The organism is Sorangium sp. So ce176 (genome assembly GCF_051519835.1).
Taxonomy (GTDB): domain Bacteria; phylum Myxococcota_A; class Polyangia; order Polyangiales; family Polyangiaceae; genus Sorangium; species Sorangium cellulosum_G.
Map to the genome: position 1 here is coordinate 10,801,187 of NZ_CP150371.1, position 20,748 is coordinate 10,821,934.

Annotated in this window: 19 protein-coding genes and 1 pseudogene; 6 read left to right on the forward strand and 14 right to left on the reverse strand. The window is 70.7% G+C overall.

Annotation, left to right across the window (positions count from 1 at the left end; genetic code table 11):
- Positions 1–178: 178 nt before the first annotated feature.
- Complete coding sequence (locus WMF42_RS40780; RefSeq protein ID WP_061607142.1) at positions 179–811, reverse strand: TetR/AcrR family transcriptional regulator; 633 nt, start codon at positions 809–811, stop codon at positions 179–181.
- Positions 812–1,026: 215 nt separating this feature from the next.
- Here WMF42_RS40780 and WMF42_RS40785 point away from each other — a divergent pair, with 215 nt between their 5' ends.
- On the forward strand, positions 1,027–2,124 hold the full coding sequence (locus WMF42_RS40785; protein ID WP_437688431.1) for an efflux RND transporter periplasmic adaptor subunit: 1,098 nt from the start codon (positions 1,027–1,029) through the stop codon (positions 2,122–2,124).
- Between the two features lie 7 nt (positions 2,125–2,131).
- Positions 2,132–5,299 carry an efflux RND transporter permease subunit gene (locus tag WMF42_RS40790; RefSeq protein WP_437688433.1) on the forward strand — a complete coding sequence of 1,056 codons (3,168 nt, stop codon included), beginning with the start codon at positions 2,132–2,134 and terminating at the stop codon, positions 5,297–5,299.
- Between the two features lie 96 nt (positions 5,300–5,395).
- On the opposite strand, the gene WMF42_RS40795 is transcribed toward WMF42_RS40790, so the two are convergent.
- From WMF42_RS40795 to WMF42_RS40835, 9 genes and pseudogenes are all read right to left on the reverse strand, one after another.
- Entirely contained in the window at positions 5,396–5,866 is a 471-nt protein-coding gene (locus tag WMF42_RS40795) for a DoxX family protein (protein WP_155798211.1), read from the reverse strand.
- Positions 5,867–6,003: 137 nt separating this feature from the next.
- Positions 6,004–7,383 (reverse strand): DUF5050 domain-containing protein, encoded by a 1,380-nt coding sequence (locus tag WMF42_RS40800; RefSeq protein ID WP_437688435.1) that lies wholly within the window; start codon positions 7,381–7,383, stop codon positions 6,004–6,006.
- A gap of 116 nt (positions 7,384–7,499) precedes the next feature.
- Positions 7,500–7,616, reverse strand: a pseudogene (locus tag WMF42_RS40805) (hypothetical protein); the annotation flags it as partial.
- Between the two features lie 133 nt (positions 7,617–7,749).
- Entirely contained in the window at positions 7,750–8,241 is a 492-nt protein-coding gene (locus tag WMF42_RS40810; protein ID WP_061607122.1) for a UPF0262 family protein, read from the reverse strand.
- Between the two features lie 200 nt (positions 8,242–8,441).
- Positions 8,442–8,660, reverse strand: coding sequence for a heavy-metal-associated domain-containing protein (locus tag WMF42_RS40815; protein ID WP_061607123.1), 219 nt, complete (start codon positions 8,658–8,660; stop codon positions 8,442–8,444).
- A gap of 372 nt (positions 8,661–9,032) precedes the next feature.
- The gene (locus WMF42_RS40820) at positions 9,033–9,695 is read right to left on the reverse strand and encodes an efflux RND transporter permease subunit (protein ID WP_437688438.1); all 663 of its coding nucleotides are present in this window, start codon (positions 9,693–9,695) and stop codon (positions 9,033–9,035) included.
- 54 nt (positions 9,696–9,749) lie between these two features.
- A complete protein-coding gene (locus WMF42_RS40825) occupies positions 9,750–10,595 on the reverse strand; it encodes a hypothetical protein (RefSeq protein WP_061607127.1) in 846 nt (281 codons plus the stop codon).
- 260 nt (positions 10,596–10,855) lie between these two features.
- On the reverse strand, positions 10,856–11,692 hold the full coding sequence (locus WMF42_RS40830; protein ID WP_199693585.1) for a prolipoprotein diacylglyceryl transferase: 837 nt from the start codon (positions 11,690–11,692) through the stop codon (positions 10,856–10,858).
- A gap of 270 nt (positions 11,693–11,962) precedes the next feature.
- Entirely contained in the window at positions 11,963–12,676 is a 714-nt protein-coding gene (locus WMF42_RS40835; protein WP_233561283.1) for a TetR/AcrR family transcriptional regulator, read from the reverse strand.
- Positions 12,677–12,739: 63 nt separating this feature from the next.
- Between WMF42_RS40835 and WMF42_RS40840 the strand changes: the two genes are divergently transcribed.
- Entirely contained in the window at positions 12,740–13,609 is an 870-nt protein-coding gene (locus WMF42_RS40840; RefSeq protein ID WP_437688441.1) for a sterol desaturase family protein, read from the forward strand.
- Between the two features lie 78 nt (positions 13,610–13,687).
- On the forward strand, positions 13,688–13,897 hold the full coding sequence (locus tag WMF42_RS40845) for a hypothetical protein (RefSeq protein WP_437688443.1): 210 nt from the start codon (positions 13,688–13,690) through the stop codon (positions 13,895–13,897).
- On the opposite strand, the gene WMF42_RS40850 is transcribed toward WMF42_RS40845, so the two are convergent.
- Positions 13,830–14,669, reverse strand: coding sequence for a class I SAM-dependent methyltransferase (locus tag WMF42_RS40850; protein ID WP_437688445.1), 840 nt, complete (start codon positions 14,667–14,669; stop codon positions 13,830–13,832). The two genes, WMF42_RS40845 and WMF42_RS40850, sit on opposite strands and share 68 nt — an antisense overlap.
- Positions 14,670–14,978: 309 nt before the next feature.
- Between WMF42_RS40850 and WMF42_RS40855 the strand changes: the two genes are divergently transcribed.
- A complete protein-coding gene (locus WMF42_RS40855; protein ID WP_437688447.1) occupies positions 14,979–17,303 on the forward strand; it encodes a heavy metal translocating P-type ATPase in 2,325 nt (774 codons plus the stop codon).
- A gap of 523 nt (positions 17,304–17,826) precedes the next feature.
- Positions 17,827–18,462: a hypothetical protein gene (locus WMF42_RS40860; RefSeq protein WP_437688449.1), complete on the forward strand. Its 636-nt coding sequence runs from the start codon at positions 17,827–17,829 to the stop codon at positions 18,460–18,462.
- A gap of 379 nt (positions 18,463–18,841) precedes the next feature.
- On the opposite strand, the gene WMF42_RS40865 is transcribed toward WMF42_RS40860, so the two are convergent.
- From WMF42_RS40865 to WMF42_RS40875, 3 genes are read right to left on the reverse strand one after another with little or no spacing between them, the layout of a single operon-like run.
- The gene (locus tag WMF42_RS40865) at positions 18,842–19,384 is read right to left on the reverse strand and encodes a hypothetical protein (RefSeq protein ID WP_437688450.1); all 543 of its coding nucleotides are present in this window, start codon (positions 19,382–19,384) and stop codon (positions 18,842–18,844) included.
- Entirely contained in the window at positions 19,381–20,160 is a 780-nt protein-coding gene (locus WMF42_RS40870) for a hypothetical protein (protein ID WP_437688452.1), read from the reverse strand. Before WMF42_RS40870 ends, WMF42_RS40865 begins: the two co-directional genes overlap by 4 nt.
- Entirely contained in the window at positions 20,157–20,501 is a 345-nt protein-coding gene (locus WMF42_RS40875; RefSeq protein WP_437688454.1) for a hypothetical protein, read from the reverse strand. Before WMF42_RS40875 ends, WMF42_RS40870 begins: the two co-directional genes overlap by 4 nt.
- Between the last annotated feature and the right edge of the window lie 247 nt (positions 20,502–20,748).

Consider the following 20,748-nt stretch of genomic DNA (forward strand, 5'->3'; position numbering starts at 1 on the left):
GCGCCTCGTCGCGCCCTTCCGCCACCGGGCCTCGTTCCCCACCCCCGCCCGCTTCGTCTTCGCGCTCGCGCTCGGGTCGGCTGTCTCGCTGCCGCTGCTCGCCGCCTGCGTCCCGCCGCTCCGCGCGCTCTCGAGTCGGTCCGAGCCGCCCGCGCGCGCGGACCGGCGCGGCGGCGGCTCAGATCGCGCCCCGCCGCTCCGGGTGCAGCACCCCGAGGAGGATCACGTCGACGACGCGGGCGAGCTTGGCGTCGTCGACGCTCGCGCGATCCGCGATCATCTTGTGCTTGAGGTAGGCGGCGAGCAGCTCGCACGGGAGCATCGGATCGGCGCCCGGCGCGAGCTCGCCGCGCGCGACGGCGGCCTCGATGATCGCCCGCACCCCCGCCTCCTGGACGGCGCGCAGCGAGCGCGCGATCGCCATGAGCTCCGAGTCGGGCCCCTCCGCGAGGAACACGTGGAAGAGGCTCTGCCCCACCGGTGACGTCTGGATCTCGACGATCGCGCGCCCGAACGCCAGGAGATCCCCGCGGAGGGAGCCCGTGTCCGGGGGGACGATCTTCTCGTCCGTGACCGACAGCAGCGCGGCGCGCACCAGCTCCTCCTTCGTCGGCCAGCGCCGGTAGACGGTTGTCTTGTTGACCCCCGCGCGCGTCGCCACGTCCTCGATCCGCAGCGCGCGGTAGCCCGCGCTCGCGAGCTCCTCCAGCGCCGCGGCGAGGATGCCGCGCACGACCGGCTCGCCGCGCACGAGCGCGCGCTTCTTCGCGGAGCCCCGCTTCGCCGTCCGCTTCGCCGTCGTCGCCTGCATCGGCCGTCATTGAAGTGCCGTCACGCGGCACGCGCCAGCGCAATTTCGTGACGGGGGATATCGCACCTATTCGTTGCGATCACCGCAACTGGATGTTGCGGTCACCTTCGGCCGTGTTATACCCGATTGCAACTATCGGTTGCGATGGCCGAGGTGCCCGCGCGCCCCGCGGGCGAGCCCCGCGCGTCCGTGACCGACTCCGCCCCGAGGGATCCTTGAGCACCACCACGACGTCCAGCCGCGCTGGAAGCCTCCTCCTCCTCGTCGCGCTCGCCGCCGCCGCGTCGGGCTGCGCGGCAAAGGCCAGCGCCTCCGACGCCCCCGGCGCGACAGAGGCGGCCGCGCCGCCCGTCCGCGTCGAGACAGCGCCGGCGCGCGAGGCGCCCATGCCGCGCAGCCTCGCGCTCACCGGCACGCTGCGCGGGGATCAGCAGACCGACCTGGCCGCCAACGCGGCCGGCCGCGTGCTCGAGACCTTCGTCGAGCGCGGCGCGGAGGTGAAGAAGGGCGACCTGCTCGCGCGCCTCGACGTCCGCGCCGCGGCGCTCACCGCCGCCGAGGCGCAGGCCAACGCCGCGCTCACCCGCGCGCAGGAGGAGACGGCGAGGCGCGAGTGCGATCGCACAAGGGCGCTGCTCGAGAGCGGCGCTGTCTCCCGGGCCGAGCACGACCGGATCGCCGACCAGTGCCGGAGCGCCCCGCTCTCGGTCGCCGCCGCCGCCGCCCGCGCCCGCGCCGCCTCGCAGAGCGTCGGCGACGGCCAGATCCGCGCGCCGTTCGACGGCACGGTCACCGAGCGCTTCGTCGACGTCGGCGAGTACGTCCGCCACGACTCGCCGGTCGTCGCGCTCGTCTCGAAGGGCGCGCCGCGCCTCTCGTTCAGCGTGCCCGAGGCGAGCCTCGCGGCCGTCAGGCCCGGCGGCGCGCTGACGTTCACGGTCCCGGCGTACCCGGGGCGCTCGTTCGCGGGCACGGTGCGCTGGATCGGCGGGGCGGTCCGCGAGACGACGCGCGACCTCATCGCCGAGGCCGAGGTGCACGACCCCGACGGCGCGCTGCGGCCGGGCATGTTCGCGTCGATCGCGCTCGCGACAGGGGAGGCCCCCAGCCTTGTCGTGCCGAGGTCCGCCGTCGTCCCGCGAGACGGGCGCGCGCACCTGTTCGCCGTCGTCGATCGCCGGCTCGAGGAGCGCGTCGTGCAGCTCGGCCCGGAGAAGGGCGACGCCGTCGCCGTCCTCCGCGGCGTCCGCGCCGGCGAGGCGATCGTGATCCAACCGTCCGAGGCGCTCCAGAACGGCCAAGCCGTGGAGTGAGGTCGTCATGCAGTGGCTCGCTCGCGTCTGCGTCAAGAGGCCGGTCTTCGCGTCGGTCCTCATGCTGATCATCGTGGTCGTGGGCGCCGCCGGGTACACCCGGCTCGGCCTCGACCAGTTCCCCGACATCGACGTCCCGTACGTCGTCGTCACGACGCGCCTCGACGGCGCCGCGCCCGAGGAGGTCGAGGCCGAGATCTCCGACCGGATCGAGGGCGCGGTGAACACCATCAGCGGCATCGAGGAGCTCCGCTCGACGTCGACCCAGGGCGTCAGCCAGGTCATCGTCGGCTTCGAGCTGGAGAAGGACGCCGACGTCGCCGCCCAGGAGGTGCGCGACAAGATCAACGCCGTCCTGCCCAGCCTGCCCAAGGGCATCGACCCGCCGATCGTGAGCCGGATCGACCTCGGCGCGGCCCCTGTCCTGCTCGTGTCCGTGGAGTCGGACATGCCGATCCGCGAGCTCAGCGAGATCGCCGACAAGCAGGTGCGCCGGCAGATCGAGGGCATCTCCGGCGTCGGTCAGGTCACCCTGATCGGCGCGCAGAACCGGCAGCTCAACGTCTGGCTCGACCCGATCGCCCTGCGGGCGCAGGGGATCACCGCGGCCGAGGTCCAGCGCGCCGTCGCGGCGCAGAACCTGATGACCCCGGGCGGCAGCGTCGAGACCGGCCCCGAGGACCTCACGCTGCGCGTGATGGGGCGCGTCGACTCGCCCGAGGCCCTCGGCCGCGTCGTGCTGCGGGAGAAGGACGGGGGCGCCGTGCGCCTCTCGGACGTCGCCCGCGTCGAGGACGATCGCGCGGAGGAGAAGACGTGGGCCCAGCTCGACCGGAGGCGCACCGTCCTCCTCTCGGTGGTCAAACAATCGGGCCAGAACACCGTCGCCGTCGTCGACGAGGTGAGGTCGCGCCTCGCCGAGGTGCAGCGCGCGCTGCCCGAGGGGACGAAGATCGAGGTCGTGCGCGACGGCTCGCGGGTCATCCGCACGGGCATCGCCGCCGTGAAGGAGCACCTCGTGCTCGGCGCCCTCCTCGCCGCCGTGGTGGTGCTCCTCTTCCTCGGCAACGCCCGCAGCACGCTCATCGCCGCGCTCGCGATCCCGATCTCGGTCATCGGGACGTTCGCGGTGATGTGGATCGCCGGCTTCACGCTCAACTTCCTCACGCTCCTCGCGCTCGCGCTCGCCGTCGGCATCGTGATCGACGACGCCATCGTCGTGCTCGAGAACATCGTCCGTTACATCGACGAGAAGGGCATGAAGCCGTTCCCGGCCGCCGTCCTGGCGACCCGGGAGATCGGCATGGCGGTGCTCGCGACGACGCTCTCGCTCATGGCGGTCTTCATCCCTGTCGCGTTCATGCCCGGCATGGTGGGGCGCTTCCTCAAGAGCTTCGGCCTCACGATGGCCTTCGCCATCGGCGTCTCGCTGATCGTCAGCTTCTCGCTCACCCCCTCGCTCGCCGCGCGGTGGCTCTCGGGGCACCGGCGCCACGGCGAGGGCGCGGCGCCCTCGGTCCTGGAGCGCGCCGTCGACGTCTTCTACCGGCCGGTCGAGCGCGCCTACATGGCCGCGCTCGCGTGGGTGATGCGGCGCCGCTGGGTTGTCGTCGTCGCCTCCGCGGCCGCGCTCGGCTCGTGCCTCCCCGTCGCCAGGACGCTGCCCGCCGGCTTCCTCCCGGAGGACGATCAGGCGCAGTTCGAGATCACGATGCGCGCGCCCGAGGGGACGAGCCTCACCTCGACGCGCCTCGTCGCCGAGCGGATCGCCGACGACGTGCGCCGGCTCCCGGGCGTCACAAGCACGCTGATGACGGTGGGGGAGGGGGAGCAGCAGGCAGCGAACGTCGCCAAGATCTACGTGATGCTCGTCGACCCGGAGCAGCGCGAGCTCGGGCAGCTCCAGATCATGCAGAGGGCGCGCGAGGAGGTCCTCGCGAAGCTGCCGCCCGAGCTGCGCGTCACGGCCGGCGAGGTGCAGGCGATCTCGTCCGGCGGCCAGTCGACGGGGCGGATCCAGGTGGCGCTCCAGGGCCCGGATCTCGACCGCCTGGCGGAGTACGCGGCGCGCATCACCGACGCGCTGCGGAAGGTCCCCGGCGCGGTGGACGTCGACAACAGCCTCGTCGTGGGCAAGCCCGAGCTCCGCGCCACCATCGATCGCGATCGCGCCGCGGATCTCGGCGTCCAGGTGGCCGACGTGGCCGGCGCGCTCCAGCTCTTCGTCGGCGGGCTCAAGGTCTCGACGTACTCGGAGGCGGGCGAGCAGTACGACGTCCGCATGCGCGCCGACGCGAGATACCGCGCCGACGCGGAGAGCCTCTCGTTCCTCACCGTGCCGTCGTCCAAGTACGGCGCCGTCCCGCTCCACAGCGTTGTCGCGATGGAGCCCGACAGCGGGCCCTCCTCGATCGGCCGCCTCGGTCGGCGCCGGCAGATCACGATCAGCGCGAACTCCGCCCCCGGCGTCGGCGACACGGCGGTGCAGGCGGCGCTCGACAGGATCATCGCCGAGCAGCGGATGCCGGCGGGCTACTCCACGCAGGCGGTGGGGAGCTCGAAGAACACGGCGAGCACGGCGACGAGCTTCGTCGTCGTCATCGGCCTCGCGTTCGTGTTCATGTACCTGATCCTCGCGGCGCAGTTCGAGTCGTGGCTGCACCCGGTGACCATCCTGCTGTCGCTGCCGCTCACGGTCCCGTTCGCGCTGATCTCGCTGAAGCTCTTCGGCCAGTCGCTGAACCTGTTCTCCGGGCTCGGCCTCCTCGTCCTCTTCGGCGTGGTGAAGAAGAACGCGATCCTCCAGATCGACCACACGAACCACCTGCGGGCGGAGGGGATGCCGCGGCTCCAGGCGATCCTCCAGGCGAACAAGGACCGGCTCCGGCCGATCCTGATGACGACGATCGCGTTCGTCGCCGGCATGATCCCGCTCGTGCTCTCGCACGGCGTCGGCTCGGGCCAGAACCGGACGACGGGGGCGATCGTGCTCGGCGGGCAGTCGCTCTCGCTCGTCCTCACGCTGCTCGCGGTGCCGGTGGCCTACTCGCTCTTCGACGACGCGGCCGAGTGGCTGCGCCGCCGCCGGGGCAAGGCGGCCGAGGACCGGGGCGAGGCCGAGCTGGACGCGCTGCTCGGCCGGCCGGAGGCCACCGCGCCGGCGGGCGGCGAGTGAGGCGCGCTCGGGCGCCGCGGGGCGGGCGCGGGGCGGCGCGCGCCCGCCGGGGGTGACCGGGACAGGGCCGCGCGCGGCTGTGCGGCGCGGCCGGTCCTACCGTGGGGGCCGCGAGGCGCCCCGCCGGGCGAGCCGCGCGTCGAGCGAGAGGGGGCCCGCGCCGACGATCAGCAGGAACAGCGCCCCGAGCAGCATCGCCCAGTCCGTGCGCGACTCGTGCGCCATCGCCCAGAACCCGCGCTTCACGAGGATGGGGACCTTCGTCGACGCGATCGCGACAAGCATGGTGACGAGGAGCGGCACGGCGGCGAGGCGCGTCGCGAGGCCGAGGAGGACGAGCGACCCGCAGGCGATCTCGACGGCGCCGACGAAGGGGGCGAGGATCTCCGGCGAAGGGAGGCCGATCTTCGCGAAGCGGCCGGCGCCGATCTCGGCCGGGAAGAGGAACTTCTGGATCCCCTCGGACAGAAAGACGCTGCCCACGGCGAGGCGGATCAACGCAGCCGCCGCGGGGGCTCGCGTCTCTGTGATCCAGCGGATCAGGCTCTGGCGGGGCGTGGCGCTCATGGCCGCAGGATACATCGGGCGCCGAGGCCTTCATCCCTCCTCGCGCGCCGCCGCGCCGCCGTCACATCCCCGCGAGACCGGCGCGCCCGCTCCCGCGCACGGCGCGGGTCGTGAGGCGCCGGCCGCGTGTGTCGCGCTCAGGGAGCGCGGTAGGCCGCGATCTGGCCTTCGAAGCGGTAATCACCGCCGTTGGTCCAGAACACGTCCTGGCCTTCCGGAGCGACGATGCGCCAGGCGAAGTGCTGGCCGAGCGCGAGCACGACGGTGGTGTCGCTCTCGAGATCGTGCGCGTTGACGCTGCGGTTCCGGCTCGTGTCCGTCGAGAACAGCGTCGAGCCCCGGAGGGCCAGCCCCGCCATCGAGCCCCCCTGATGGATCAGCGTCTTGGCCCCACCGGCGATCGGCGCCTTGAACACGCCTCCGTCGCCGGCGTTGGCCCAGTAGACGAACTCGGCGTCCACCGCGATCCCGGCCGGCTCCGCCTCGTTCTCGGCGATGACCGTCGCCTCCCCGCCCGACTTCGCCACCTTGTAGACCTTGTTGGTCGCCGAGCCGCCGGTCCAGTAGATGTGCTCTGCGTCCTGCGCGAGATGCTCGGGCTTGCCGGCGTCGGACGCGAGGACGACGGGCTCGCCGCCGTCGAGCGCCAGCTTGTAGATGTTGTGTCCATCGCCGTCGCCGAAATAGAGCGACGTTGCGTCGCCGATGAGGCTCAGCAGGTAACCGACCTCGACCAGCGTCGCCACCTCCAGGGTGGATTTGTTGACGCGCTTGATCGCCGACGGGATGACCGGATCGTTGTCGCCGCCGCTCGCCCAGTACACGTCGGTGTCGTTGACCCACAGCGCCGTGGGGTCGGGATCCGGGGGGGTCATCGCCTCGGCCTCGGTGGTGTCCTTCTTGACGCGGTAGATGAAGCCGTCGTTCGAGTCCGCGGGCGCGGTGTCCTCGGTGCCGCCGCTCGCAAAATAGAGGTAGGCGTCGTCGGCGGCGATGGCCTTCGGGTAGTAGTGCTGGCTCGCCATCGCCGTGGGCGGGATCATCCCGGCATAGAAGCTGGAGAGATGCGAAGTCTCCGTGATGACGCCGGCGGAAGAGGCGTCGTGACGCTCCAATGCGGTGAAGTCGTCGGAGCCGGTGGGCGCGGTGAAGCCATGGGCGTCGAGGTAGGTGTTCTCCCCGAGCTCCGCCTCGAGCTCGACGTTGATCGGCAGCGTGAGCGTGATCGGCTTGGCGAACGTCTGCCCCTCCGGGCCGAGGACATACATGGGCCCCACCGCGCCCTCGCGCGTCGCCTCGACGCGCTCGATGGTGAGCTCCGTCGCCGCGCTGACCGCGCCCGGCGGCACCTCGATCGTGAAGCCGTCCTCCGCGGTGAAGACGCCTCCCTGGGCGTCGACAGAGAACTGCGGGCTTGTGCCCGGCGTGGCGTCGTCGCCCGCGTCCGTTCCCCCGCACGACGCGCTGCCCAGCGCAGTTGCCGCGCACGCCAACACAACGATCGAGGATCTTCTCATCGTCTCGCCTCTCCGCGGGCGATCGTCGCCGCCCCGCCCGCACTGGTTGTCCGGGGCGAGCAGTCGCGCCCCGGCTCGCCGGCGGCTCAGGAATCGACGCGACGAGATCGGCGCGACGGAGGCGGCGCGACCGGGATGGGCTCTCCCGTGACCATCGACTCGTCGACAGCGCTGCTCCCCTCGAGGACCTCGCCGTCGACCGGCGCCTTCTCCCCCGGTCGGGCAGTCGCTCTCCCTCGTCCTCACGCGGCTGGCGGTGCCGGCGGCCTGCTCGTTCTTCGATGACGCGGCCGAGCGGCTCCGCCGCCGCAGGCGCAGGGCGGGGGAGGCCGTGGCGAGGCCGAGCTGGGCGCGCTGCTCGGCGGTCTACCGCGCGCGCCTCGATCCGTGCAGATGCGGTGGGAGCGGGCCGAGCCGCGTCGTGTCGACGGTGAGCGAGACGACGAGCGAGAAGAAGCGGCGGCGCGTCTCGAAGCTCGGGCTCAGGTCGGGGAGGAGCGCGCCGATCCGTCTCGCGCCCGCGTCGTGGACGACGCGCTTGGCCATATCGAGGGCCTCGATGTGCGCGGCGTGGAAGTCGCCCCCGGAGAGCTTCTTGATGAGGCCCGCGTACTCGCTCACGAGCGGCGCGATGTCCGCCCGCGCGACGGCGAGGGCGTCATCCGAGCGGGAGCTTCCGGTGAAGACGAAGTGGAGGTGTCTGTCGTCGTAGCCGGCGATCAGGGTGCACGGCTCGCGTGAGGGCCAGGGCGGCTCGCCGGAGACCATGTCGGTCGTGATCGTGCGCCACTCCTGCCTTCGGAGCGGCGACGCGCTCGACCAGAGGCGCTCTTCGATTCGAATCGCGTGAACGGGCATACGGGATGGGCTCATCCTAGCGCTGGCACCTCACGGTGCTAACGGCTCATGGCCGGAAACCGTGGGAGCATCCGGAGGAACGGAGGCCCGGCGGAGCTCCAGGAGTCACGCCTGGTTCTCCTGGGAGCGCGGTCTCCGCCGGGACTCCCGGATGGGCTGGACCGCTCGGCAGATCCCCGGGCCACGAGCCCCGGGCGCTCTCAGGCGGCGCGGGGGCGCACGTCGTAGCCGGCCTCGCGCACGGCCTCGGCGAGCGCGTCCACGGGCGCGCTCGCCGGGTCGTGCCCCACGACGACGGTGCCCTCGCGCAGGCGCACCTCGACCTTGGCGACGCCGTCGAGCGCGCGGAGCGCGCTGTCGATGTGGCGAATGCAGGACGGGCAGGTCATCCCGTCGACGTGGAGGATGGTCTCGTTCATGGTGTCTTCCTTCCGGCGACCCGCTGGCCGCTCACCCCCGAAGACGCAGCCGTCCCGCTTCATTACACCCGGCCGTCGCCGCCGCGCCCGCCCGGCCGCCAGACGCTCGATCTCGCTCGGGGCGCTCGGCGAGCACCGCAGACGCACCGGCGGGCGGTATGGCGCGAACGCATCCGCGATATCGGAGCTCGTAACCGGTTCGCCGGCGACGCGCAGATGAAGGCCTGCGCCGACGCCTGCCGCCACTGCGCCGCCGCGTGCCAGCAGGCCGCGCAGATGCGGCCGGGCGGGGCGGCCGGCGCGGGACACCACAGCGCGCCCTGAGCCAGACGTCGCGCCGCCGGGGGGCCGGAGCGTCCCTGCGCGGCGCCGTCAGCCGTGCGCGGCGGGCTCCGCCGCCGGCCCAGGGGCGACAGCAGGCGGCGCCGCGGGCGCGGCCCGGCGGAGCTGGGGGCTCCTCCACACCACGTACATCGCGGGGATCACCAGCAACGTCAGCAGCGTGAGCGAGACCAGCCCTCCCCACATGGGCGCGGCGATGCGCTTGGCCACGTCGGATCCGACGCCGTCGTCGAGCAGCACGGGGAGCAGGCGGAACACGTTGGTGAGCACCGTCATCAGGAGCGGCCGCACGCGCTTCGCGCCCGCCTCGAGCGAGGCCTGGATGAGGTCGTCGACGCTCGCCAGCGCGCCGGCCTCACGCCCCCTGGTCCAGGCCTCGTCGAGGTACACGATCATGACGCTCGCGGTCTCGGCGGCGACGCCGCGGAGCGCGATCATCCCGACCCACACGGCGATCGAGGTGTTGAAGCCGGCCGCGTAGAGCGTCCAGATCGCGCCCACCGCGGCGAACGGCACCCCGGTCATCACGAGGAGCGTCTGCGCCGCTCCGCCGAAGTTCAGATAGAGAATCACGAACACGATGCCCAGCGTGAGCGGCAGGATGTACGCGAGGCGCTCGCGCCCGCAGCCCGGCCGAGATCGGCCGGGCGCGGCTGAGCGGGAGCCAGATCGACATGCCCCTGCGCGACTCAAGATATAACGTCGATTCCACGCTCGCCGCGCAGGGTCCCATCGCGGAGGAGCTCATCAAGGCTCGCCATACAGCGCCGCCGCCCCTGCCTCGTCGAGTGAGGTCAGCACGTAGTCGCCCGCGTTGGTGCCCTGGCACCGGCTCGCCGCGTTGTAGTGCATCACGGACGCCGGATCATAAGGCGTGAGCGCCCGCCAGGCGGGGCGCTCGGTGCAGGCGCCGTTGCCCTCCGGCCGGACGTGCTCGTGCCGGAAGCCGAGGACGTGCCCGAGCTCGTGCCGGAGGACCCCGGTCAGGGTCTTCGAGCGGGCCCGAGCGATGTTCCCCAGATCGATGAAGACCTGGTGATACCCCCGCGCGACCATGCTCGGAAGGAAAGCTCGCCCGTTGTACGTGGCGCCGCTGGCGGGGACCACTTCGAACAGCACGGGGGGCTCCTCGGAGTCGCAGGCCTCGTCCTCGTCGGGCTGGTAGACGAAGCGCACGGCGGCGGCGCCCGCCCAGGTGGACCCGGCCGACCGCGTCGCGGCGACCACCGCGTCGTAATCGTCGCCGAAGCGCGGAGAGACGCAGTACGTCAGGTTCATCTTCTGCTCGTCGCTCCAGCGGTCATCGCTCCCGTCGTCGCGCCTGTTGACGATGAGCGCCCCCGGTTGCTGGCGCTCGGCGGAGAGCTCCTTCAGGGTCACGTCGTCGTGGACGCCGATGTCGCCGTCGACGAGATAAGCGCCGTCGTTCGGATCGCGCGGGAGGCTGGCCTTCCATTCATCGAAGCTCTGCTGACTATCACCGACGGGCTCGCCCGCATCGGACGACGGGTCGGCGACGCAGCCCGCCGCCGCGAGGGCGGAGGTGGCGGACAACAGGACGAGAAAACCGTGAACAGATGGAGGGATGGACATGGTGAGCTCCTTGCTCGTGGCCAATCCGAGCCAACGAGCCATGACCGCGCAAGCGCCGTGCCAGGGCTTCAAGGCCGCCGGGAGGACGAAGAATTCCCGTTCCTGGTTCGATCGCCCCGGCGGCGGAGCGAAGCGGCCGCCTCGTTGTGACTTGCATGGTCATAGACGATCCTAATGCGGCATCGGTTCTCGTCTATCGAAGCGCGGCGCGGTGCCCCTGAGTTGTGACCGGCGTGGTCACGGCGCGGTGACCGTACGAGTCACCGGGACGGCCGCAGCGCGCGCGCCGGCGAGCGCCGAGGCTGGCCGAGGTCCTCGCGCGGCCGACCGGCTGCGGGCCGGACACGACTGCTGCGGATCAGCAGGATGACGCCTGCCACAAACAGCGCGATCGCGCCGTACTGGCCGGGCGTCAGGCCGGCGTAGCGCACGTCGACGATCCGGAGGAACTCGAGCAGAAACCGGACGGGCGCGTACAGCACGGCCAGGAGCCCCGCAAAGAAGCCCGCCGGCCGCGATCTCTGTCCCAGCGCGGCGATCACCACCGTGACGGGGATCATGTAGAGCGCCTCCTCGAGGCCGAGGTTGTGCCGGATGAACCCATCCGTGTACTGCTGGCCGAGGAAGAAGGTCGTGACCTTGCCGGGATGATCGAAGGCCAGGAAACAGCCGAACCGACCGATGGTCCAGCCGAACGGGAGGGCAAAGGCGATGGCGTCCACGTAGCGCCACGCGCGGCCCTCGAGCCGGGCGCGGTGACGACGGACGAAGAGCGCCGCGCCCACGACCGCGCCGAGGAAGCCGCCGAACGACGACAGCCCCTCCCAGATGCGGAGAAGGCTCCAGGGATCGGCCAGCGTGTCGGACGGGAAGTAGACGAGGCGGTCGACCAGGTGGGCGCCGAGGAAGCCACCGACGAGCACCCAGGCGAGCATCCGGCCGGAGATGTCGAGATCGAGCCCCTCGCGGACCGAGCGGCGCTTGAGGACCTGTACTCCCACGAAGATCCCGAATGCGACCAGCACGCCGAATGAATAGACGCGCAGCGGGCCGAGCTCGAGAGTGGGCTGGGGGATATACGGAATCATGAAATGCATCGCGCGATGCATCAGGGATGCCACGCTCCGGAGGCGCGCAAGACCCTGCTCCTGTCGCTGCCTTTGCTCGAACACCCGGCCGGCGCGGCCGCGGCGCGCAGGGTACCAGGGAGGCGCACGTCAGCAGAAGGAACGCGGAGGCGCGCATCGGGTGACCTCCCGAGAGAGCGCGCCGTGCTCCTCGATCCGGGCGCGATCCTCGATCTCGGCACCTGCGGCACGCCCGGCGGACGCGGCGCCGGCGATGCTCACCCGCGCCTGGTCTCGCTGTCAGCACAGACGGCCGCGGCCAGCGACGACGGCGCCGGTGCCAGTGAAGCGCCGCTCCACGCGACGCTCACAGGTGTCACTCCGGACGCCAGTCGAAGGGGAAGTGCTTGCGTCCGCGAGGACCCGCTGCAGCAGCGCCGTGCTCTCCTCCGCCATCCGCTCCGGTGAGCACGGCATTCCCTTGTGGACCCAGCTCGTCATCAGCCGCACCAGCGCCGCCGCCGCCGCCTCGGAGCGGAGCATGAACAGGGCCCCCTCCTCCGGCGCCATCCGCGGAGCGTACAGGCGGCAGATGCTGCCCTGCAGGATGTCCTCCAGGGAGCGCGTCAGCACCCGCTCGCTCTTCTCCGCGGACAGGAGCTTGCGCGCCAGCTCGTGCATCTCGTCGAGGTGGCGGTAAAACGGCAAGAAGTCGAGCGGACGTCCCGCGTCCCGCAGGACCAGCGCCCGCAGGTGCTCGTGTCCGAACAGCAGCAGCTGCTCCTTGTTCTCGTAGTGCGCGTAGAACGTGGACCGCCCGACGTTGGCTCGATCGATGATGTCCTGGATGGACACCGCGTCATAGCCCTTCTCCAGGATCAGCGAGACCAGGGCGTCCGAGAGCAGCTTCCGGCTCTTCTGCACGCGCCGATCCGCGATCTTGCCGGCGGTCCGCGTCCCGTCGCCGCCCCTGTCCCTGCCCTCGTTCTCGGACTTTTTCGCGCGCTTGTTCATTAACGTCCAATCCGCGGTCCGTGTCGCTGGGTGGAAGAGGCGCCCGACCGTAGCATCCATCCCATGCGAGGAACGCTGATCCGGATGACGAGCCGCCTGCTGTACCCGCTGCTGCTGGCGGTGACCTTGTACATCATCCATGCCGCCGTGACGCAGGGCTGGGACCTGAAGCGCACCCTGTGGGGCTACCTCTTCGGCCTCATCGTCTTGCTCATCACCGTGGAGCGCCTGCTGCCCCTATCGCCGGACTGGGGCATGACGCGCCAGAGCTTCTGGCGCGACCTCAAGTACCTGCTGGCCTCGGGCGCCACCATCGCCGTGGTGCGGACCGGCTTCGGCACCCTGGCCCTGTGGCTCGGCGAGCGGCATCAAGGCCCGCTCGCCAGCGCCCCCTTGCTGCTCAGCGTGGGGATCTTCCTCGTGGTCTTCGAGCTGCTGCAGTACTGGTTCCATCGCCTCAGCCACGAAGGCAACGGAGCCCTGGGGCGCTTCTTGTGGAAGATCCACCTGGCGCATCACCTTCCGGATCGCGTGTACGTGGTGATGCACGGCGTGTTTCACCCCCTCAACGCGCTCATCTCGGCGGTGCTGATCCAGTCGACCCTGCTGTTCCTGGGGCTGTCGCCGGAGGCCGTCTTCGCGGCGATAGTGCTCATCGATCTGCAGACGATGAGTTCGCACTTCAATGTCGACATCCGCGCCGGGTTCCTGAATTACGTGGTCATCGGCACCGAGCTGCACCGCTATCATCACAGCGCTGACGTCGACGAGGCCCGGAACTTCGGGACCGTACTGCCGCTGTGGGATCTGGTCTTCGGGACGTTCCTGTACCGGCCGGACGCGGTTCCGCGCCGCCTGGGCGTCGACAGCTCCGCGGGCTATCCGCCGTCGCAGCAGTTCTGGCGGGTGCTGGCCCTGCCGTTCCGACGCTGACCTGTTCGCGCCATCCGGCGCCGCCTCTCCTGAGGGGCCACTCGCGGCGGGCATCTCACCATTAAGCTCTCGGCGCTCTTGCACCGCGGGGAGCACGTCGCCCGCGCGCAGCAGCACCTCCGCGACTTCATCCGCGACCTGATCGCGGACGGCGCGGAGGCCGGCGCCTTCCGGGACGACATCGCGCCGGACGAGCTCGCGCAGTGCGGAGGCGCGCTCCTCAGCGCTCCGCGCCGCGCCCGGGAGGCCGCCTCGCGATTGCATACAGCGCGTTCGTCTCGGCGGTGAGGGCGTTGCGCGCGCGGAGCGGGGCGAGCGTGTCGCGCTGGACGGCCTCCAGCGCGCCAGGATCGAGCTTGTCGATCGTGCCGCGATAGCCCGATCCGAGGGCGATGACCCACCAGTCGTCCGGCGAGGCGAGGGGCTGACTGGAGCGCTCGATCTCGATGGTGCAGGCCGCAATGCCGGCCTCCGCGAGCAGGGAGCGGAGGGTGTCCGGGGTGTCGATGCGCTCCCACGGCCGGAAGGTCTTGTAGACATCGGGGCGGTGGGCCTGGATCGCGCCCCAGAAGGCGGTGTTGCCGGGCTCGAGCACGTTCTGTCCCCAGGTGGTGATGGCGAGCGCGCCGCCCGGCTTCAGCCATCGCCAGAGCCGGCGCACGGCGGCGGGCATGTCCGGCATGAAGAAGATGCCGAAGACGCAGACGACGGCGTCGAAGCTCCCGGGCGGCAGGTCGAGGGCCTCGACGTCGGCGCAGCGGAGCTCGAGGTTCGACAGCCCCAGGGCGCGGGCCTTGGCGCGGCCGCGGTCGAGCAAGGCATCGGCGAGGTCCACGGCGAGCACCGAGCCGGTGGGCCCGACGGCGCGCGCGGCGGGGATGGCGGACGCGCCGGTGCCGGAGCAGACGTCGAGGACGCGGTGGCCGGGCTCGAGGCGGGCGCGCTCGACGGTGCGCTCCCCGATGCGGGCCCAGAAGGCGAGCGGCGGGTCGTCGAAGTGATCCGCGGCGGCGGAGTACGTGACGGCGGTGCGTGCCTTGTCGGGATCGAGCTGGTTCATGGTGTCCCCTGGGGTCTGGAGCGCCGGAGGGCGCGCGCCGACGCGCGCCTCGACGGCCGGTCCGCGGTCTCCGGAAGCCGGCCCTCGGAGCAGACGCAGCCACCGATCCGGCATTACAGCGGCCGGGCGCGCTGCAGCCGGGCAGCCGCCACGTGCGCTGCAGCCCGGCAGCGGCCGGGCGCGCTGCGGCCCGGGGAGAAACGGCCAGGTGAGCTCCTGGTTTCGCGTGAGTCCGAGGTGGTCTTCAGCGATCTTGCCGTAATCCGCCGGGGGGGCCCTGCGTCTGCACGGGTCGACAGCGAGGTGATCATGTCGACCGCATCCGTCTCCGTTGCAGCCCCCCGGGACACCGACCAGGGCGCCGTCCGCCGTATCGACCTGCCCATCGAGGGCATGACCTGCGCCGCGTGCGTCCGGCGCGTCGAGCGCGCCCTGCTCGCGACCGCCGGCGTCGGCGAGGCGAAGGTCAACCTCGTGACCCGTACGGCCACGGTCACCTTCGACCCGGCCGCCGCGTCCACCGACGCGCTCGTCGCCGCCGTCGAGGGCGCGGGCTACAGCGTCCCCGAGGGCAGCGCCGCGCCGGGAGGCGCCGCTGTCGCTCCCGCCGACCGGTCGGCCGCCGCCGACGAGAGCCTCGACGGCGAGCGGCGCGCCCTCCGGCGGGACTTCGCTATCTCGCTCGCCCTCTCGATCCCGCTGCTCGTCCTCGGCATGTCGCACGGCCGCATCCCGGGCGCGGACGGCACGATCGGCCGCCTCGTCCAGCTCGCCCTCGCGACCGTCGTGGTCTTCGGCCCCGGCCGCCGCTTCTTCCGGCTCGCCTGGGGCGCGCTCCGGCACCGGGCGGCCGACATGAACACGCTCATCGCCCTCGGGACCGGCGCCGCGTGGGTCTACTCCGCGGTCGCCGTTGTCGCGCCGCAGCTCTTCCCCCACGCCGAGCACGGCGCGCGGCCGCACGTCTACTTCGAGGCGGCCGGGGCCATCATCAGCTTCGTCCTGCTCGGCAAGCTCCTCGAGACCCGCGCCCGCAAGCGGCTCACCGACGCCGTGCGCGGGCTCGTCGCGCTCCAGCCCAGGACGGCGCGGCGGCTGCGCGGCGATCTCGAGGAGGAGATCCCGGCCGCGGCGCTGTCGCCCGGCGATCTCGTCCGCGTCCGCCCGGGGGAGCGGATGCCGAGCGACGGCGAGGTCGTCTCCGGCGCCTCGGCGGTCGACGAGTCGATGCTCACGGGCGAGAGCCTCCCCGTCGACAAGGGCGCCGGAGCGGCCGTCTTCGGCGGCACGCTCAACCAGAGCGGGCAGCTCACGGTGCGGATCACGAAGACAGGCGCCGACACAGCGCTCGCCCGCATCGTCGAGGCCGTCGAGCAGGCGCAGGGCTCGAAGGCGCCGATCGCGCGCCTCGCCGACACAGTGAGCGGCGTCTTCGTCCCGGTGGTCCTCGGCATCGCCGCGCTCGCGTTCGTCGCCTGGCTCGCGGTGGATCCGAGCGCCGCAGGGCTCGCCGCCGCTGTCGAGCGGTTCGTCGCCGTCCTGGTGATCGCCTGCCCCTGCGCCCTGGGCCTCGCGACGCCCGCCGCCGTGGCGGTGGGCACCGGCCGCGGCGCCGAGCTCGGCGTGCTCGTGAAGGGCGGCGCGGCGCTCGAGGCCGCGAGCCGCGTCGATACCGTCCTCGTCGACAAGACGGGCACGCTCACGGCGGGCCGCCCGCAGCTCGCGGCGGTGAGGGCGCTCGGGGGCGTCTCGGAGGACGAGCTCCTGCGCCTGGTCGGGTCGGCGGAGCTCGGCAGCGAGCACCCCGTCGCGAAGGCGCTTGTCGAGGGCGCGCGCGCGCGTGCCAGCGGCGTCCCGCTCGCCGCGCCCGAGGACTTCCGCGCCGACGCCGGCCGCGGCGTTGTCGCGCGCGTCGAGGGGCGCGAGGTGCGCATCGGCACGGCCCGGTACCTCGCCGAGGTCGGGATCGACGCCGCGCCGCTCGAGGAGCTCGCCCAGGACCTCGCCAGGCGCGGGAACACCCCGTCGTTCGTCGCCGTGGGCGGCCAGCTCGCCGGCCTCGTCGCGGTGGCCGACCTGCCGACCCCCGAGGCCCGGGAGGCCGTGGCCGCGCTGCACCGGCTCGGCGTGCGCGTCGCGATGGTGACCGGCGACCGCGAGGCGACAGCGCGCGCCGTGGCGCAGCAGCTCGGGATCGACGAGGTGTTCGCCGAGGTGCGCCCCGAGGACAAGGCGCGCATCGTGCGCGAGGAGCGGGAGCGCGGCCGCGTCGTCGCGATGGTCGGCGACGGCATCAACGACGCGCCCGCCCTCGCCGGCGCCCACGTGGGGATCGCTGTCGCGAGCGGCGCCGACATCGCTGTCGCCGCGGCCGACGTGGCGCTGCTCCGCGGCGGCATCGGCGCCCTGCCGACGGCGCTCGGGCTGTCGCGCGCGACGCTGCGGACCATCCGGCAGAACCTGTTCTGGGCGTTCATCTACAACGTGATCGGCATCCCGATCGCCGCGGGGGCGCTCTATCCGGTGACGGGCTGGCTGCTGTCGCCGGTCCTGGCGAGCGCGGCGATGAGCCTGTCGAGCGTGTCGGTGCTGGTCAGCTCGCTGCGGTTGAGGCGGTTCCGGCAGGCGGGGTGAGGGCTGCGCTCGACCGGGATGTGGCGGGGGCCCGAGCCGGAGGCCTGAGGTGGGCGCGGGACCAGGGGTGAACTTGGGCAACGATTTTGTTGCCGCAAGCACCTCGCGCAGGTGCTCAAGCGCCGGTCTCGCTTGCGGTAGCCCCCGTCTTCCTAGCGTCGCAGGTAACAGAAGGTTCCTTCCTCGATCCGCCTCCCTCCTGGAGAAGTGACACCTTCAGCAACATATCCATGCGTCGAAGGGCCGCGTTCGAGCATTCTCCCCACCGGCCTCTCCTCCTCGTGGTGGGGTTGCTCGCAGCGTCCACGTGCGCACGGAGAGGCCGAGCTTCAAACTTCCCGCCCAAGTACTTAGAAGTACTGGCGTTCCCGAGTCAGGATCGGCAATTTAGGTCCATAAGCCGGAACGGCCGCAGGGTCGAGGTGGGTCGGTGAGCTCGCCGGCGCTGACGTCCAGCAGATCATGTTGACGAACAGCCAGCGCTACCGAATAACCTACCGGGTCATCCCAGAGGAAGAAAACCATGGCAGACAGTAAACCCCAGCGGTTCTTTGACTTCTTCAACATCAGGAACAACGGGGAGCTCCTCCCGAATGAAAAGCTGGAATACAAAGTTCCGTCAGGTGACGGAAAAGAAGAGGTCAAGATTCAAACCGTCCGGTGGAGGCATGGGTTCTCCGATGGCTTTGAATTTGGGTGGAGCAAGGATACGACGTACAACTTGTACCGCGCCAGAGTCGAGGAACTACTCCGACTGGCAAGTGAGCAGAACAATAGCGCCGACGCCGTTCAGGCCCTTCTGGCGAGCGCTATTGTGCTCACGGTCTCTGGACTGGAAGCACTCGTCTGTGCTGCGGCCAAGCTAAGGGATAAACCGAGGCAGAGCATCGACGAGTTCATTCGTGTGGCGTCAGGTCTTGAGGGCTACATGGAGATAGATCGAAAAGACCGCATGCCGCTTCAGCGCATGTTTGATGTTCGGCATGCGATAGTGCATTATGGATGGCGAGTAACTGATGATCTGCGGGGCTCGATTGATAGCCGATGTTCGTCCGGGGAAGAACTTTTGTTTGATGTAGATAATGTGCGAAAAGTGATCGAAGCCGCGGATAGGTTTGCGTCCTGTGTGGCTCCATGTTTCCCGTCTTTGGAGCCGTAGCTAAGTGGAGGCAAGCAGCGCTCGCCGGACGGCGCGGCGTACACGGCGCCCGTGCAGACGACGAGGCCGCGCCCCCCGGCCGCTCCCGAGCTGCCGCAGGTTGAGGTGAACGCCGGCGCGCGCGGCCGCGCCCGCGTGGCGAGCACGGCGATCGCGCCGATCTCGCGATCTTCGAGCTCGCCCAGGTCGCCCGCCAGCGACGTGACCGCTTCTACCTGGAGGAGATGATCCCCTGCCGAGGTGCGACCCGCCCGAGTTCATATCCCGGCTCGTACCGCCACGGCCGCGCCGCCGCAGGGGGCGCCGCCGAGCTCGCCTTGAGCTCCTCGCCTTCCAGCCGCTCAACCCGGCGAGGTGGACGGCAGCCGCCGGGGGAGGGCTACACCGGATCAACCCAAGTCCACACCTCCGAGAAGAGGCACATGTAGATCGTCGCCTCGCCCATCAACACCACGTTCATCGCCACATCCGGCACCACCTCATTCCCGATCTCAGCCGGGATCGGCCGGTAGACGGGGTACGTAGCCTCGATCTCCCGGGCGACCTCGCGCGCCACCGGCTCCTCCTCGGGGATGCCGGGGAGGTGGATCCCGTAGTATGGCCCGAGCAGGGACACGTGGAAGCTGAGCGCGATTTCGTCGGTGAGCCAGATGCGGGCCGAGTACGCCGGGTCGGTCCCCCCGGACAACAGGTGGAGCGACTCGTTTTGAAGGCCGTATCGATCCCCCAGCCTGTCGATCATGGCGTTCCACCTTGGGTACTCCGCTCGCCCGCGGTTTGCGGCTTCCACCAGGCGGCGGTGCTCCTCCATGTCCTTGTAGACGGGCTCGCCCGGAGGCACGTAGATGCGATCGGTGTTATGCACGCCTCGCGGATAGAAGCGGTAAACGACGTCGAGCAGTTCCGAGCGAGCTATCGTCATGGATTTGTCACCCTAGCGCCAAGCGCCTTGTACTTGGATTTGAACGTCGCCCGCGTCTGGTCGATGAATTTACTACAGAATATCCCCTTGGGTAGATCGTAGTCCATGCGGTTTGCGACCTCCTCCGTGATCTCCTCGCTGAGGCTGGCTGCGCGGTCTGCATCGATTTGTCCATACATCTCAGTCCGGAGCGGCATCTCGATGGAGAAATTACAGGACCAGCTCTGGACCGTGTGCGGGACAGTGAGTTTCCTGAAATTCAGTTTGACCTTGGCCACCTGCCACCCACCGACTTTACCCGCACCTGGGTCATTGACGGTGGTAACAAACGTGAAGTCCGATGGATCGAAATCTACGTATACCCATGGGGCCATTCCAGGCGGCGGGCACTTCGAGCTACACGCATCGCTACAGCTCAAGAAGGTCGCTCCGTCTCCCGCTATATCGTCGAATTCAGGGCAAGGGTCTTGCGGACTCGTCGGGCTCTCTGTCGGCCTTTCCGAGCTGTCGCTCGGTCTCTCCTCTTCATCTTCGAGCTCCCACTCGTTGCAGGCAATCTTGCGCTCGCTGCCGTCGTGGGGGCCGTCCGGCGGCTCCGCCCCGAAGTCACCGGATGCGGCGGAGGTGTAGACGGGGCGGGGCTCCGAGCCTGGACCGGCACCTGCACCCGAAGTTCTTTCCCCGACAGGGTAGCAGTCTCCGATCGTCCAGTTGCACGCCGCCAGCGTCCAGACCGATATGACCACGACCAATAACAGGACTGTTCTCACGTTCATTTGGCATTCCATCGAAGCACAGGACCAGCAACAACGACGACGGACACGTAGCCCGGGAGCAGCAGACTGCCCCGACCGACCCAATCCACGTTGACGCTCACCGACACCCCCAGCGGTCCGGCAACGTACGCGTTGGTCTGCGCGTGGCCGCCTACGGCCAAGCCACCGACGCGGCCGCACAACGTGATGCCGCACGCCGGCACGACGTAGAACGCGACCGATGGCCCCGCGCTGACATTGCCGTCCTCCCACGCGTACCCGATGTCAACCGAGGTCTGGTTGTAGACCCCGAACCCGTCCTCCTGGGTCGGGGGTAGGCTCGTGCACATATCGTGCACCATGACCAGGATGTCTCGCTGGAGGGGCCACGCTATGCCCGCGTGCGGGCCCACCGCGAGGCGCGGAAACGGTACCGGCCTGGAGCCACCCGAGGCTCACACCGGCGCTCAGCTCGTACGCTTCTACGCGCGCCGGACCAACAAGGAGCGGGAGGACAACCCCTGCCGCCCATGAGATCCGTCGCTGTGACACCCTCACCGTTCCCCCCGGTTGGAAGCCCTTGGCCGCTGCGCGCGATGGGCGCTGAGA

Excerpts from the sequence above, each read along its gene's own strand:
- WMF42_RS40780 (WP_061607142.1), bottom strand. The coding sequence starts at position 811 with ATGCAGGCGACGACGGCGAAGCGGACGGCGAAGCGGGGCTCCGCGAAG.
- WMF42_RS40790 (WP_437688433.1), top strand. The coding sequence starts at position 2,132 with ATGCAGTGGCTCGCTCGCGTCTGCGTCAAGAGGCCGGTCTTCGCGTCG.
- WMF42_RS40795 (WP_155798211.1), bottom strand. The coding sequence starts at position 5,866 with ATGAGCGCCACGCCCCGCCAGAGCCTGATCCGCTGGATCACAGAGACG.
- WMF42_RS40800 (WP_437688435.1), bottom strand. The coding sequence starts at position 7,383 with ATGAGAAGATCCTCGATCGTTGTGTTGGCGTGCGCGGCAACTGCGCTG.
- WMF42_RS40810 (WP_061607122.1), bottom strand. The coding sequence starts at position 8,241 with ATGCCCGTTCACGCGATTCGAATCGAAGAGCGCCTCTGGTCGAGCGCG.
- WMF42_RS40815 (WP_061607123.1), bottom strand. The coding sequence starts at position 8,660 with ATGAACGAGACCATCCTCCACGTCGACGGGATGACCTGCCCGTCCTGC.
- WMF42_RS40825 (WP_061607127.1), bottom strand. The coding sequence starts at position 10,595 with ATGTCCATCCCTCCATCTGTTCACGGTTTTCTCGTCCTGTTGTCCGCC.
- WMF42_RS40830 (WP_199693585.1), bottom strand. The coding sequence starts at position 11,692 with ATGCATTTCATGATTCCGTATATCCCCCAGCCCACTCTCGAGCTCGGC.
- WMF42_RS40835 (WP_233561283.1), bottom strand. The coding sequence starts at position 12,676 with ATGAACAAGCGCGCGAAAAAGTCCGAGAACGAGGGCAGGGACAGGGGC.
- WMF42_RS40840 (WP_437688441.1), top strand. The coding sequence starts at position 12,740 with ATGCGAGGAACGCTGATCCGGATGACGAGCCGCCTGCTGTACCCGCTG.
- WMF42_RS40850 (WP_437688445.1), bottom strand. The coding sequence starts at position 14,669 with ATGAACCAGCTCGATCCCGACAAGGCACGCACCGCCGTCACGTACTCC.
- WMF42_RS40855 (WP_437688447.1), top strand. The coding sequence starts at position 14,979 with ATGTCGACCGCATCCGTCTCCGTTGCAGCCCCCCGGGACACCGACCAG.
- WMF42_RS40860 (WP_437688449.1), top strand. The coding sequence starts at position 17,827 with ATGGCAGACAGTAAACCCCAGCGGTTCTTTGACTTCTTCAACATCAGG.
- WMF42_RS40865 (WP_437688450.1), bottom strand. The coding sequence starts at position 19,384 with ATGACGATAGCTCGCTCGGAACTGCTCGACGTCGTTTACCGCTTCTAT.
- WMF42_RS40870 (WP_437688452.1), bottom strand. The coding sequence starts at position 20,160 with ATGAACGTGAGAACAGTCCTGTTATTGGTCGTGGTCATATCGGTCTGG.
- WMF42_RS40875 (WP_437688454.1), bottom strand. The coding sequence starts at position 20,501 with ATGGTGCACGATATGTGCACGAGCCTACCCCCGACCCAGGAGGACGGG.